Genomic DNA, 13,032 nt, shown 5'->3' on the forward strand with positions numbered 1-13,032 from the left:
TCGAAGAACCGGTCCGGGCCCCGTCCGGGCCCCGGACCCGGACCGTTCAGGGCCCCGTATCCCCGCGCCCCGCGCAGAACGCCACCGTCAGGTCCCTCACCAGCACCTTGCGCTCGTAGTCGTCGAGCTCGACGAGCCCGCGCATGGTCAGCCGGGTCACCGTGTCCTCCACCGAGTCCACCACCGAGGTGAGCGCGCTCGCCCGCTGCCGGGCGTCCAGTGCCGCGATCCGGCGGCGGTGCATCGCCGCCGCGACCTCGGGGGCGTACTCCGCCCGGACCGGCCGCACCGAGAAGACCTCCAGCCCGACCGGCCCCGCGTCCGCCGCCACCAGCCGGGTCAGCGCCTCCCCGGGCGCCTCCGCCGGACCCCGGGCGGTGCCGGGCGGATCCACCGGCACCCGGGCCAGCGCCGCCTCCACGCACTCCCGCAGATACGTCTCGTGGTCCTCGACGCCGAGGGTGGCCCGCGCGGTGTCCCGCACCCGCCACACCACCAGCGTCACCGCCTTCAGCGCCACGCCGTTGCCGTCGGCCGCCGGCATCGGCTCGCTGCGCCAGTGCCGCAGCCGGACGTCGACCCGGCGGCGCAGCAGCAGCGGGTTGATCCACAGCAGGCCGGTGCGCCGGACGGTCCCCCGGTAGCGGCCGAACAGGCCGAGCACCCAGGCCTGCCCGGTCCGGCCCCGGGCCAGACCGCCGAAGCCGAACAGGCCGAGCGCCCCGGCTCCCGCGTACGCCGCCCACTGCGCGGGCCCGAGTCCGGCCCCCGCGTACGCGGGCAGCCGCAGCGCCTCGGCCGCGAGCGACGGCAGCACGCCCGCCCACCAGGAGGTGAGCACGCAGCCGGCCACGCCGCAGACCCCGGCGAGCACGCCCACCGCTCCCGGCACCACCCTGGCCTGCCGCTCCGTCAGCTCCGGGTCGACCTCGGGCACGGACTTCGGCTTCGCGACCACGGGACCCCGCAGCCGCGGCTGCTCCCCCGTGCCCTGCCGGCGGCCGACGACCGCGGGCCGCAACGGCACCGGCGCCGTGCCGGGATCGCCGCGGAACAGGAGGTGGACGGGGATCTCGGTGGTGGACTCGTTCTGGATCAGCCGTGCGGGCCGGGCGGCCGCGTCCTCCACGGGTCCGCCGGGCTCGGGGGTGTGTGACGTGGTCGTTGAAGAAGTCGTACTCATGTGTGCTCCAGCCTCCGCGCCAGATGCGCCATGAACGGGTGATGGCCGCGGGCGGTTACGAGAACAGCCTCCGCCAGGTCTCGGGCCCGGGGTAGCCGTCCGCCGCGCCGCCGCGCCATCCCTGGGCGCGCTGGAACGCCTCGACGTTGCGCCGGTCCGCCTCTCCCCAGCGCGGCCCCGGACCGGTCGTGTAGTGCTTGCCGAATCCCTTCTCCACCAGACGCCTCCCGAGCCGGGTGACGTACACGTTGCTGGCGCCCGGCCGGAACATCGCGCGGCCCGGATAGCCGGGCACCCCGTGCGAGGCGGGGTGTACGGCGGGGTCCGAGGAGGCGGCCCCCGGTGCGCCGGCCGCGGCCGGGGCCCCGCCCGGCGTGCTCGCGGTCAGCCCCTTGTAGCGGTAGGGCAGGTAGCGGGCCGAGTCCCTCCAGTAGGCGTAGGGGACGGACCACTCGCGGGTGTGCGGGCGGGTCTGCTCGTAGGCCCGGTAGACGGTGTGCGCGGGGTCCGTCCAGCCGCCGAAGATCACCACGTGGGACCCTCTCCAGGGGTCGGCCGGATTGTGGAAGAGCAGAATGTCGCCGGGCTCGAGTTCCTCCTTGGAAATGCGGTCGGCGTACCGGCCGAGGGTGCCGGTCCATTCGTTCCGGGGCAGCTTCCAGGCCATCGACACGAAGCCCGAGCAGTCCTGCCGGTAACCGTCGGGCCGGTAGGCGCTCGTGCTGTAGGGCACCTTCTCGGTGACCCATTTCCCCGCCCGGTCGATGATCTCCTCCCGGGTGGTCGCGGGCAGCGGTTCCGCCCTGACCGAGGGCCCGGCCGGCGCGCCCCCGGGGCCGTGCAGCGGGGCCCTGGGGCCCTGCGGGGTGCCGGGCTCGTCACCTGCGGGAACACCCGGCCGGCCGGGCACCTGGGCGGCGGGGGCCGCGGCCGCCGGGACGGCGCCGAGCGCGGTGGCCGCGGCCACCGCGCTCGTGACGACCAGCACCCGGTGGGCTGCCGGATGGGCCGGGGCGCGGCCGGCCGGGGAATGCGGCAGGACGCGGCGCCAGTGCCGGCACCCGGGGCAGTCGCAGTCGCTCACGGGATCGAATTCCTCGAATACCGGAGTCTCCATGCGATGTCCCTCACACTCCAGGTGGAAATGCCACGACGGTCCACGTTCGCAAGTTTCTCAACCGCCTTCCCCATGTGCATGTTGACGGACCGAATGGCGCAACCCTCCCGCCGGCCCCCTGCCGGGCCGCGGGGACGTGGTCGGGAGCACCCTCCGGGGTCGGGTAGAGTTGTCGATGTCAGCAGGCGCCGCTAGCTCAGTTGGTTAGAGCAGCTGACTCTTAATCAGCGGGTCCGGGGTTCGAGTCCCTGGCGGCGCACCGACACGGAAGGCCCCTCGCACGAGCGAGGGGCCTTCCGCCGTTCGGCCGGACTCCACGCCGGCTCCACAGCCTCCTCACACCCGTCCCAATGAGCGCGTATGACCGGTAAACACCGCGTTTCGCATCTTGCGATCAAGACGAAGCGCGTAGAACCCTGGTCCGGTTGGGGGGCAGAAGCCGGTTGCCGGAGCCACGGGGAGAGGGGCCCCGTTCATGGCCCGATGCCGAGGGGGGCATCATGCAACCGGATGGTCGCCGTTCCATGTCTATAAAGTGTGGATGGCGTGGTGACAGCGACCCACCACAGACACGGCTGTGACGGTCGAGGGGGACCGGGAGCAGGCGAAGGAAGCGACGAAGCACGCGGTGCGCCGCGTGTGGGGGGATGACTCATGACGTCGACGCCGACGGGCGCCGGGCAGGACTTCGACCCGTCCCAGACCACCCGGCTCAGGGTGCCCGCCGGCCGGACCGGCCACACGGGCACGTTCCGCCGCATCAAGAAGACCCTGCCGAGATACGACTACGAGCACTACAGCCGGCTGGCGGGCCCCCTCACCCAGCCCGACCCGGACAAGCCGTACAAGGTGCAGTACCGGTCGCTGATCTCGCAGGAGCCGCACCGCATACGCGTCGCCCTGATGCTGGCGGCGGCGCCGCTGCTGTCGCTGGTGCTGCTGGTGTGGCTGCTCCAGCCCGAGCACTGGACCGAGCGCGACTACCCGGCCTTCGACTGGCTGCCCGCGCTCGACGTCGTGATGCTCGTCTCGATCGGTCTGATCGAGCTGTTCCGCTGCCTGAACGTGCTGTCGAACGCGCACGCGACGCTGGTCGCCCGGGACCCGATCCCGGTGGTGCCCGAGACCGGCACCCGGGTCGCCTTCCTCACCTCCTTCGTGCCCGGCAAGGAGCCGCTGGAGATGGTGACGAAGACCCTGGAGGCGGCCGTGAAGATCCGCCACCGCGGTCTGATGCACGTCTGGCTCCTCGACGAGGGCGACGACCCCGAGGTGAAGGCGGTCTGCGAACGCCTCGGCGTGCACCACTTCTCCCGCAAGGGCGTCGCGAAGTGGAACATGCCCAAGGGCCCGCACCGCGCCAAGACCAAGCACGGCAACTACAACGCCTGGCTGGAGGCGCACGGCGACGACTACGACTTCTTCGCCTCCGTCGACACCGACCACGTGCCGCTGCCCAACTACCTGGAGCGGATGCTCGGCTTCTTCCGCGACCCGGACGTCGGCTTCGTCATCGGCCCGCAGGTCTACGGCAACTACGACAACTTCGTCACCAAGGCCGCCGAGTCCCAGCAGTTCCTCTTCCACGCGCTGATCCAGCGGGCGGGCAACCGCTACGGCGCGCCGATGTTCGTGGGCACCTCCAACGCGGTGCGCATCAAGGCGCTGAAGCAGATCGGCGGGCTGTACGACTCGATCACCGAGGACATGGCGACCGGGTTCGAGATCCACCGCCACAAGAACCCGGCCACGGGCCGGAAGTGGCGCTCGGTCTACACCCCGGACGTCCTCGCGGTCGGCGAGGGCCCGAACGCCTGGACGGACTTCTTCACCCAGCAGATGCGCTGGTCGCGAGGGACGTACGAGACGATCCTCAAGCAGTACTGGAAGGGCTGGTACTCGCTGCCGCCGAGCAAGCTCTTCAACTACACGATGATGATCATCTTCTATCCGATGTCCGCCCTGAACTGGATCCTGGCGGCGCTGAGCTGTGCGCTGTTCCTGGGCCTGGGCGCCTCGGGTGTGAACATCGACCCGGTCATCTGGCTGATGCTCTACGGCAACGCCTCCGCGCTGCAGATCGGGCTCTACGTCTGGAACCGCCGCCACAACGTCTCGCCGCACGAGCCGGAGGGCTCCGGCGGTGTGGCCGGCATGGTCATGTCCGCGCTGTCGGCGCCGCTGTACGCGAAGGCGCTGATCGACTCGGTGCTGCGCCGCAAGAGCAAGTTCGTGGTCACCCCCAAGGGCGACTCGGCCAGCCCGGACACGCTGTTCGGAACGTTCCGGTACCACTGGTACTTCATCGTCATCTTCGGCGCCTCGATCGCCGCCGGCTTCGTCTACGGCCACTCCCACCCCGCGATGATCATCTGGGCGACCTTCGCCCTGCTGATCACCGCCCTGCCGATCTTCGCCTGGCGCCACTCGCTGCGGGGGGCGAAGAAGAAGCCCGTCGCGGCGGCTCCCGCGGAGCCGCAGGACCGGTCCCAGGATGCGGCGCCCGCGGGGCACCACCAGCCGCAGCCGATGCCGGCGCAGCCCGGTCCGTACGGACCCCATGGGTCCAACGGCCCGCACGCGCCGCAGCAGAAGCCCAGCTGGGCCGCCTCCGACGGGGGCAGCGACCAGACCATGCAGATCGCCCTTGGTGGACTTGGGGGACGTAAGGAATGAAAGACCGTGCCGGCCGCCGCCGGGCCCGTCGCTTCGCGATAGGCACGGCGGTGGTAGTCGCGCTGGCCGGGATGAACGGGCCGTGGCTCTACCGCTTCGGGACCGAGAAATACCACCAGTACAAGATCAACAGACCGGAGTACAAGGCCGAGAACGGCAAGTGGGAGATCATCGAGTTTCCCGAGAAGTACCGGCAGAACACCATCCACGCGGCGCTGCTGCGCACCGGCAAGGTGCTGCTCGTCGCGGGGTCGGGCAACAACCAGGACAACTTCGACGCGAAGCGGTTCGACACCCGGATCTGGGACCCCGTCAAGGGGACCATCAAGAAGGTGCCGACGCCCACCGACCTGTTCTGCACCGGCCACACCCAGCTCGCCAACGGCAATCTGCTGATCGCGGGCGGCACCAAGCGGTACGAGAAGCTCAAGGGTGACGTCACCAAGGCCGGCGGCCTGATGGTCGTGCACAACGAGAACCCGGACAAGCCGATCACGCTGCCGGCGGGCACCAAGTTCACCGGCAAGGAGAACGGCAAGACGTTCGTCTCCAAGGACCCGGTGCTGGTGCCGCGCGCCAAGAAGGTCTTCGACAAGGAGACCGGCCGCTTCCTGCGCAACGACCCCGGGCTCGGCCGCATCTACGTCGAGGCGCAGAGGAGCGGCGCCAAGTACGAGACGGGCACGCAGGACAACTACCGCGTCCAGGGCCTCACGGGCGCCGACGCGCGCAACACCTACGGCATCGCGGAGAAGCTCGCCCTCGACAAGAAGGACTTCCAGGGCATCCGGGACGCCTACGAGTTCGACCCGGTCGCCGAGAAGTACATCAAGGTCGACCCGATGCACGAGGCCCGCTGGTACCCGACGCTCACCACCCTGAGCGACGGGAAGATCCTCAGCGTCTCCGGCCTCGACGACATCGGCCAGCTGGTCCCGGGCAAGAACGAGATCTACGACCCGGAGACCAAGAAGTGGACCTACACCGACAAGGTCCGCCAGTTCCCGACGTACCCGGCGCTGTTCCTGATGCAGAACGGCAAGGTCTTCTACTCGGGTTCGAACGCCGGCTACGGGCCCGACGACGTGGGGCGCGACCCGGGCATCTGGGACGTGGAGACCAACAAGTTCACCAAGGTCCCCGGGATGAGCGACCCCAACATGCTGGAGACCTCCGGCACGGTGCAGCTGCCGCCCGCGCAGGACGAGAAGTACATGGTGATCGGCGGCGGCGGGGTCGGCGAGTCCAGGCTCTCCAGTGAGAAGACCCGGATCGTCGATCTCAAGGCCGACGACCCGAAGTTCACGGACGGCCCCTCCCTGGAGAAGGGCACGCGCTATCCGCAGGCCTCGATCCTGCCCGACGACAGCGTGCTGGTCTCGGGCGGTTCCGAGGACTACCGGGGCCGCAGCGACTCCAACATCCTCCAGGCGCGGCTGTACCACCCGGAGACGAACGAGTTCGAGCGGGTGGCCGATCCGCTGGTGGGCCGCAACTACCACTCGGGTTCGATCCTGCTGCCCGACGGGCGCCTGATGTTCTTCGGCTCCGACTCGCTGTACGGGGACAAGGCGAACACCAAGCCGGGCAAGTTCGAGCAGCGCATCGAGATCTACACGCCGCCGTACCTGTACCGGGACTCGCGGCCGGACCTGTCGGGCGGGCCGCAGACCATCGAGCGCGGCGCGTCGGGCACGTTCACCTCGCGGGTGGCCTCGACGGTGAAGAAGGTACGGCTGATCCGGCCGAGCGCGTCGACGCACGTGACGGACGTGGACCAGCGGTCGATCGCGCTGGACTACAAGGTGTCGGGCGATCAGATCACGGTGAGCGTGCCGGACAACAAGAACCTGGTCCAGTCGGGGTGGTACATGCTGTTCGTGACCGACGGGGACGGGACGCCGTCCAAGGCGCAGTGGGTGAGGGTGCCGTAGCGCTGCGCGGCTTGGCCGTTGGTTCGTCTGCCGGTCCGTTGTGGCTGGTCGCGCAGTTCCCCGCGCCCCTAGGGCGCGGGGAACGCGCCGTCACTTGGGCGTGGGGAACCCGCCGTCACTTGGTCGCCTGGGCCAGTTTCAGGGCGTAGTCGGACCACCACTGGCCCGCCTTCGGGCCGCCCTTGCACTCGCCGTCCGACTCTCCGGGGCGCTTGACCCACAGGTAGGCGTCGACCAGCGGGTCGGCCGTCTTGGTGGTCGGGGTCTCGCCGAGGGCGCGGCCCGGGGGGTTGCACCAGCGCTCGCCCGGGTCGCCCTCGGTGTAGGGGCCGTTGCCGTTGCGGCTGGTGTCGATGACGAAGTGCTTGCCGCCCACCTTGGCGGAGAGCTCCTTGCCGTAGGCGATGGAGTCCTCGGTGGTGTAGAAGTTCGAGACGTTGACCGCGAAGCCGTCGGCCTGGTCGATGCCCGCCCACTTCAGCGGCTCGAAGATCTGGTCGGGGTGGCCCCAGCCGGCGTTGCCCGCGTCCAGGTAGACCTTGGTGTTCTTCAGGGCGCTGAGCTTGGCGACGGCGCCCTTGAGGAGGTCGTAGCGCTCCTCGTGGAACTCCTCCGGTGTGCAGCCGTCCACCAGGTGCAGCACCGCGTCCGGTTCGAGGATCACCGTGGCGGAGCGGTCGCCGATGCCCTTGGCGACGCCGTCCACGAAGGCGCGGTAGGCGTCGCCGTCGGCGGCGCCGCCGCCCGAGTACTGGCCGCAGTCGCGGTGCGGGATGTTGTAGAGGACGAGCAGCGCCGTGCGCCCGGCCTTGTCGGCGGCCTCGGTGAAGCCGCGGGCCTGCTCCTCCGGGTTCTCCGGGCTGATCCACTCGCCGGTCGGGTGCTGCGCGATCTTGCGGATCTGCTCGGCCTGCGACTTCTTGCCGGCCTTCTCCAGGGCCGCCAGCTGCTTGGCCGCGTTGCCGTCCGGATTGACCCAGAACGGGTCGGCCTCCTTGGGCTGCTGAGTGATCCGGGGTCCCGCGTCGCCGTCCCCGTCCTCTCCGTCCCCGGACGAGGAGCATCCCGCGATCAGCAGTGCCGCCCCCAGCACCACCGCGGACGCCCGCGTCCCGGCAAAAGTTCCGGCCCCCCTGCTGCCGTACATCCAACCCCCCTGGGTGCACTGTTCCAGGGTTCAATCCTGACATACGCCTGTGGCACCCACGAGGTCCCGGGACGCGCCCTCCGGGCCGGGATTCACGGGGCGGGGACGGGGACCTGGGGGCCGGTGCCCGTGAGGTAGGCCGAGACGATCACGTTGGCCGTGTAGCTGTTGCTCGCCTCGTCGAAGCGGCCGCCGCAGGTGATCAGCCGCAGTTCGGACCGTCCCGCGCTGCGCGGGCCGTACGCCTGCCGGGCGTCGAAGCCGTCCCGGGGGAGGACCTGGATGTCGTCCACGGTGAACTCGGCGGTCTCGCCGTCGGCGCGGACCACCCGGATCGTCTCGCCGGGCTCCAGGGTACTGATCCTGTAGAAGACGGCGGGCCTGGTCTCGGTGTCGACGTGTCCCACCATCAGGGCGGTGCCGGCCGCCCCCGGGGTCACCCCGTCGGCGTACCAGCCGACGGTGCCGGGCTGGTCGAAGGGCGGCGGTTCGACCGCGCCCCTGGCGTCGAGGCCGCTGGGCACGACCGGGGCCTGGATGCCGAGTCCGGGGATGTCGAGGCGCTGCGGCAGCGCCTCGCCGAGGGGCCGGTGGGCGGGCGGCAGCCGGACGTCCGGGGGGCGGCCGGCCGCCGCCATGTCGCCGGTGGCCGGCGGGGATATGCCCTCGCGCACGCCGGTGGCCTCGCGGCCCCACAGCCACAGCCCGAGGAGCAGCACCACCCAGGCGATCCCGGTCACCAGCCGGCCGGAGCCGGCGGAGGGTTCCTGGTCGGACATGGTCAGTCCGTTCCACGGCCCCGGCGCCGGACGCTGCGCAGTGCGACGGCGACCGCCGCGACTCCGGCGAGGACCAGTCCGGTCACCGTGTGCGCGGTGCCGGGCGTGGCGGGACGGGCGTCCTCGGCGTCCGCGGAGGCCAGCCGCGCCGCACCGCCGCCGCCCGCTTCGACGGGGGCGACGGGGGAGGCCGGGGCGGCGGGAGGCAGGGGCGGCCGGGGGGACGCGGCCGCCTTCTCGGCGACGGTGACGGTGGCCTTGCGGTCGGAGGTGCCGCACGTGACCTGGACGGCGTACGCGCCGGCCCGCGTCGTGGAGCGGATCCGGCTGGAGCCGACGAGGGCGCCGTCCGGGCCGGACGGCGAGAGCTGTACGTCGCCGGCGAACGCCGCCGACACGGCGACGGCTCTCTTCTCGGTGCAGTCCGCCAGGCGGAGCGTGATGTCGGTGCCGGGCGCGGGCGTGGACGGAGTCACCGTGACGCCGCTTCCGTCCGCCGCGTGGGCGGGCGGGGTGAGGACCGCGGCGAGCGCGGCTCCGGCACAGAGAGTGACCTTCAGTGAGCCCATCGTGTACCTCCAGTTACCTGGAGACTCCCCCGCCGGTACCGCCCCCGCATCCGGGCGGGGGCGGAACTTGCTCCGAACGGGTGACGACGGCGGCCCGGCGGTTTCAGATCCGGTCGACGAGGTCCGCGATGGAGTCCACGACCTGGGACGGGCGGTACGGGAAGTCCTCGACCTGCTCGGGCCGGGTCAGGCCGGTGAGCACCAGGAACGTCTGCATCCCGGCCTCCATGCCGGCCAGCACGTCGGTGTCCATGCGGTCGCCGATCATCGCGCTGGTCTCGGAGTGGGCGCCGATCGCGTTGAGCCCGGTGCGCATCATCAGCGGGTTGGGCTTGCCCGCGAAGTACGGCTGCTTGCCGGTCGCCTTGGTGATCAGCGCGGCCACGGCGCCGGTCGCCGGGAGCGGGCCCTCGGTGGAGGGCCCGGTCTCGTCGGGGTTGGTGCAGATGAAGCGGGCACCGGCGTTGATCAGGCGGACCGCCTTGGTCATGGCCTCGAAGGAGTAGGTGCGGGTCTCTCCGAGGACCACGTAGTCGGGGTCGTGGTCGGTGAGGACGTAGCCGATGTCGTGCAGGGCCGTGGTCAGGCCGGCCTCGCCGATGACGTACGCCGAGCCGCCCGGCCGCTGGTCGCCCAGGAACTGGGCGGTGGCCAGCGCAGAGGTCCAGATGGCCTCGATCGGCACCTCCAGGCCCATGCGGCGCAGCCGGGCGTGCAGGTCGCGCGGGGTGTAGATGGAGTTGTTGGTCAGGACCAGGAAGGGCTTGCCGGACTCGCGCAGCTTCTTGATGAAGGCGTCGGCACCGGGGATCGGTATGCCCTCGTGGATGAGCACCCCGTCCATGTCGGTCAGCCACGACTCGATGGGCTTGCGGTCTGCCATGTACTCGAACTCCCTGGCGTGCGGTCGGGCATGGGGAAGGGCGCCGGAACCACGGCGTACCGACGCCTCACAGCCTAATCAGGACCGGCTCAGACGGACCCCGTCGATCACCCAGAACCAGTTGTTGGTCCCGGTGTACCGGAAGAGGACGCGGGCGGTGCGGGCTCCGGCGGGGACGTTGAGGGTGACGGTCTCGGTGCGGGAGGGCACGTCGGCGGTGTAGGTCCGCACGGTGACGGGGGTGCCGTCGTCGTAGGAGACGAGGACCTCGCCCTTCTGCGGGGACTCGTGGCGGTAGTACGTGGTGTAGGTGAGGGTGGCGGTGCCGCCGCCGGTGACCGGGTGGGCGGGGCTGACGAGGGTGGAGTCGAAGGTGCCGGTGACGGCCTTGTCGTGCCACTCGTCGCCGTCGGCGACCGCGAAGACGCCCCGGGCGCGGAGGTTTGACTCGCGCTGCTGGTCACGCTGGGCCTGGGTCCAGAACTCGTCGGTGGTGAAGGACCAGCCGCGCCACTCGGTGACGCCGCCGGTGCCCATGGCGGAGTTGTCGACGGACCAGCCGGGGGGCGGGGTGTGCGTGTAGCCGAGGAGCGAGGCCGGGATGCCGGTCTCGTCGGTGCGGGCGGTGAGCCGGGGGCGCAGCGCGTCGAAGTCGTCGGGCTGGGGCTGCTGGACGGGGCGGCCGTCCAAATTCCAGGCGGGGTCGATGGCGATGCCGAGGTGGGCGAGGGCGGAGGCGGCGACGTCCGGCATCTTCACGTCGTGGCGGACGGTGCCGGGGGCGAGGGCGGCGCCGGTGGCGATCAGGAAGGTCTGGCGTTCGGGGAGGGTGGAGCCGCCGTGGCCGCCGGCGTCGGTGTGGCCGTGGTCGGTGGTGACCATGATCAGCCAGTCCTCGTCGGCGTGGGCGGGGCGGGACTCGACCGCCTTCACCATCTGGCCGACCTGGGCGTCGGCGGTGTGGATGGCGTCCAGGTACGCCTGGCTCGCGGCGCCGTCGCTGTGACCGGCGTGGTCGATGTTGTCGAGCTGGACGAACATCGCGTCGGGGTCGCCGTCGCGGAGCTGCGCGACGGCGCGGGCGGTGGTGCCGGTGTCGTACTCGGCGCTCGGCGTGGAGACGCGGGTGTCGGCCTTCGCGGAGAACACCGTGTCGGTGATCGGAGCCCAGGAGGAGACGGCGTACGTGGTGAGGGAGGGCTTCGCGGTCTCGATCCGGGTGAGGAAGTCGGGGTACCGGTCGAAGCGGTGGCCGGTGAAGGCGTTGTCCTTGACGTTGTGCTTGTCGGGCCAGACGCCGGTGATGAGGGTGGACCAGCCGGGGCCGGACATGGTCGGTGCGAGGGGGTTGGCGTAGATGCTGCTGGGGGCGGTGAGGCCGGCGGCCATCAGGGCGTCGAGGTGCGGGGCGTCGGCGTCCTTGATGCGGCTGAGCAGGGCGCCGTCGAGGCCGATGACCAGGACCTTGGGGGTCCTGCCGGTGGCGCGGGCGGTGCCGGCGAGCGGGCCGGCCGCGGCGGCGAGGGAGGCGGCGGCCAGCAGGAGGGAGCGGCGGGACATGCGGTGCGACACGTGATCCTCCGACGGTGGGATGGGTGAGGACGTGCGGGCATGGCGACGCCCCCGGTGGTGGTGCCAGGGGCGTTGCGCGGGGTGGGGGGTCAGCTGCCGGTGGCCGACTTCCAGGAGTCGACGTACGAGGTGAGGTTCTTCTCGATGTCGTTCCAGTCGGGCTCGAAGATCTCCACGCCGTCCATCAGCTTGTCGAGGGCGATGGCGTCGGCGTCGGTGGCCTTGACGTCCTGGCGGGCCGCGAAGCCGCCGCCGATCTCGCTGACCTGGGCCTGTGCCTTCCGGCCGAGCATGTAGTCGAGGAGCTTCTTGCCGTTCTCGCTGTGCGGGGCCTTCGTGACCAGGCCGGCGGCGTACGGCAGGGCGAAGGTGGTGGGCTTGCCGCCTTCTCGGGCCGGGAACCAGATGCCGAGGTTCGGCATGGACTTGGACTGGGCGTAGTTCATCTGGACGTCGCCGTTGGCGACGAGCAGTTCGCCCTTGTCGACCTTGGGGGCGAGCTTGCCGGTGGAGGCGGACGGGCCGACGTTGTTGGCCTGGAGCTTCTTCAGGTACTCCATGGCCGGCTTCTCGCCGCCGAAGTCGTGCATGGCCTTGATGAGGACGGCGGTGCCGTCGCCGGCGACGCCGGGGGTGGAGTACTGGAGCTTGTTCTCGTACTTCCCGTCGAGCAGGTCCTCCCAGGTGGTGGGGGCCTGCTTCAGCTCCTTCTTGTTGTGGATGAAGCCGAAGTAGTTGTTGACGACGGCGGTCCAGGTGCCGTTCGCGGCCTTGTCGGCGCCGCTGACCTGGTCGGCGCCCTTCGGGGCGTACTTCTGCAGCAGTCCCTTGGTGTCGGCCTGCTGGATGAACGGCGGGAGGGTGACGAGGACGTCGGCCTGCGGGTTGCGCTTCTCGCGGGTGGCGCGCTGGACCATCTCGCCGGAGCCGCCCTCGACGTACTCGACCTTGATGCCGGTCTCCTTCTCGAAGTCCTTGAAGACCTGGTCGTACCAGCCGTCGCCGTTCTCGCCCTTGAGGCCGTCGGCGCTGTAGACGGTGACGACGTTCTCGTCGGAGGCGGCGGAGTTGCCGCCGCAGGCGGTGAGCGGGAGGGCGGCCAGGACGCAGAGGGCGGCGAGCGGCTTGCGGACGTTCTCGGGCATGGCGAGGCGAACTCCTTGCACGGGGTG

Annotated in this window: 10 protein-coding genes and 1 tRNA gene; 3 read left to right on the forward strand and 8 right to left on the reverse strand. The window is 71.0% G+C overall.

The genetic code is table 11. The features are described from left to right. Positions 1-46: 46 nt before the first annotated feature. Complete coding sequence (locus H0H10_RS16425; RefSeq protein WP_188181708.1) at positions 47-1,183, reverse strand: SPFH domain-containing protein; 1,137 nt, start codon at positions 1,181-1,183, stop codon at positions 47-49. Between the two features lie 55 nt (positions 1,184-1,238). Then, positions 1,239-2,300, reverse strand: a complete 1,062-nt coding sequence (locus H0H10_RS16430) for a peptidoglycan-binding protein (protein WP_188181709.1) — start codon at positions 2,298-2,300, stop codon at positions 1,239-1,241. A 185-nt stretch (positions 2,301-2,485) separates the two neighbouring features. Here H0H10_RS16430 and H0H10_RS16435 point away from each other — a divergent pair. The 3 genes from H0H10_RS16435 (at position 2,486) to glxA (ending at position 6,910) form a co-directional block, all read left to right on the forward strand. Further along, a tRNA-Lys gene (locus tag H0H10_RS16435) sits at positions 2,486-2,559 on the forward strand. 395 nt (positions 2,560-2,954) lie between these two features. After that, the gene (locus tag H0H10_RS16440; protein WP_188181710.1) at positions 2,955-4,976 is read left to right on the forward strand and encodes a glycosyltransferase family 2 protein; all 2,022 of its coding nucleotides are present in this window, start codon (positions 2,955-2,957) and stop codon (positions 4,974-4,976) included. Further along, entirely contained in the window at positions 4,973-6,910 is a 1,938-nt protein-coding gene (glxA, locus tag H0H10_RS16445; protein WP_188181711.1) for a radical copper oxidase GlxA, read from the forward strand. Before H0H10_RS16440 ends, glxA begins: the two co-directional genes overlap by 4 nt. 115 nt (positions 6,911-7,025) lie before the next feature. On the opposite strand, the gene H0H10_RS16450 is transcribed toward glxA, so the two are convergent. From H0H10_RS16450 to H0H10_RS16475, 6 genes are all read right to left on the reverse strand, one after another. Then, entirely contained in the window at positions 7,026-8,057 is a 1,032-nt protein-coding gene (locus H0H10_RS16450; RefSeq protein WP_188181712.1) for a glycoside hydrolase family 6 protein, read from the reverse strand. A 92-nt stretch (positions 8,058-8,149) separates the two neighbouring features. Next, positions 8,150-8,836, reverse strand: a complete 687-nt coding sequence (locus H0H10_RS16455; protein ID WP_188181713.1) for a class F sortase — start codon at positions 8,834-8,836, stop codon at positions 8,150-8,152. Positions 8,837-8,838: 2 nt separating this feature from the next. Beyond that, positions 8,839-9,405, reverse strand: a complete 567-nt coding sequence (locus tag H0H10_RS16460; protein WP_188181714.1) for a hypothetical protein — start codon at positions 9,403-9,405, stop codon at positions 8,839-8,841. Between the two features lie 103 nt (positions 9,406-9,508). Then, positions 9,509-10,288, reverse strand: coding sequence for an HAD-IIA family hydrolase (locus tag H0H10_RS16465; protein ID WP_188181715.1), 780 nt, complete (start codon positions 10,286-10,288; stop codon positions 9,509-9,511). Between the two features lie 78 nt (positions 10,289-10,366). Continuing rightward, complete coding sequence (locus H0H10_RS16470) at positions 10,367-11,848, reverse strand: alkaline phosphatase family protein (RefSeq protein WP_188181832.1); 1,482 nt, start codon at positions 11,846-11,848, stop codon at positions 10,367-10,369. A 101-nt stretch (positions 11,849-11,949) separates the two neighbouring features. Continuing rightward, positions 11,950-13,005, reverse strand: coding sequence for a 2-aminoethylphosphonate ABC transporter substrate-binding protein (locus tag H0H10_RS16475; protein WP_188181716.1), 1,056 nt, complete (start codon positions 13,003-13,005; stop codon positions 11,950-11,952). Between the last annotated feature and the right edge of the window lie 27 nt (positions 13,006-13,032).

The sequence above is a fragment of the Streptomyces griseicoloratus genome, assembly GCF_014534645.1.
GTDB classification, from domain to species: domain Bacteria; phylum Actinomycetota; class Actinomycetes; order Streptomycetales; family Streptomycetaceae; genus Streptomyces; species Streptomyces griseicoloratus.

Coding starts and splice junctions, on each gene's coding strand:
- H0H10_RS16425 (WP_188181708.1), bottom strand. CDS start 1,183: ATGAGTACGACTTCTTCAACGACCACGTCACACACCCCCGAGCCCGGC.
- H0H10_RS16430 (WP_188181709.1), bottom strand. CDS start 2,300: ATGGAGACTCCGGTATTCGAGGAATTCGATCCCGTGAGCGACTGCGAC.
- H0H10_RS16440 (WP_188181710.1), top strand. CDS start 2,955: ATGACGTCGACGCCGACGGGCGCCGGGCAGGACTTCGACCCGTCCCAG.
- glxA (WP_188181711.1), top strand. CDS start 4,973: ATGAAAGACCGTGCCGGCCGCCGCCGGGCCCGTCGCTTCGCGATAGGC.
- H0H10_RS16450 (WP_188181712.1), bottom strand. CDS start 8,057: ATGTACGGCAGCAGGGGGGCCGGAACTTTTGCCGGGACGCGGGCGTCC.
- H0H10_RS16455 (WP_188181713.1), bottom strand. CDS start 8,836: ATGTCCGACCAGGAACCCTCCGCCGGCTCCGGCCGGCTGGTGACCGGG.
- H0H10_RS16460 (WP_188181714.1), bottom strand. CDS start 9,405: ATGGGCTCACTGAAGGTCACTCTCTGTGCCGGAGCCGCGCTCGCCGCG.
- H0H10_RS16465 (WP_188181715.1), bottom strand. CDS start 10,288: ATGGCAGACCGCAAGCCCATCGAGTCGTGGCTGACCGACATGGACGGG.
- H0H10_RS16470 (WP_188181832.1), bottom strand. CDS start 11,848: ATGTCCCGCCGCTCCCTCCTGCTGGCCGCCGCCTCCCTCGCCGCCGCG.
- H0H10_RS16475 (WP_188181716.1), bottom strand. CDS start 13,005: ATGCCCGAGAACGTCCGCAAGCCGCTCGCCGCCCTCTGCGTCCTGGCC.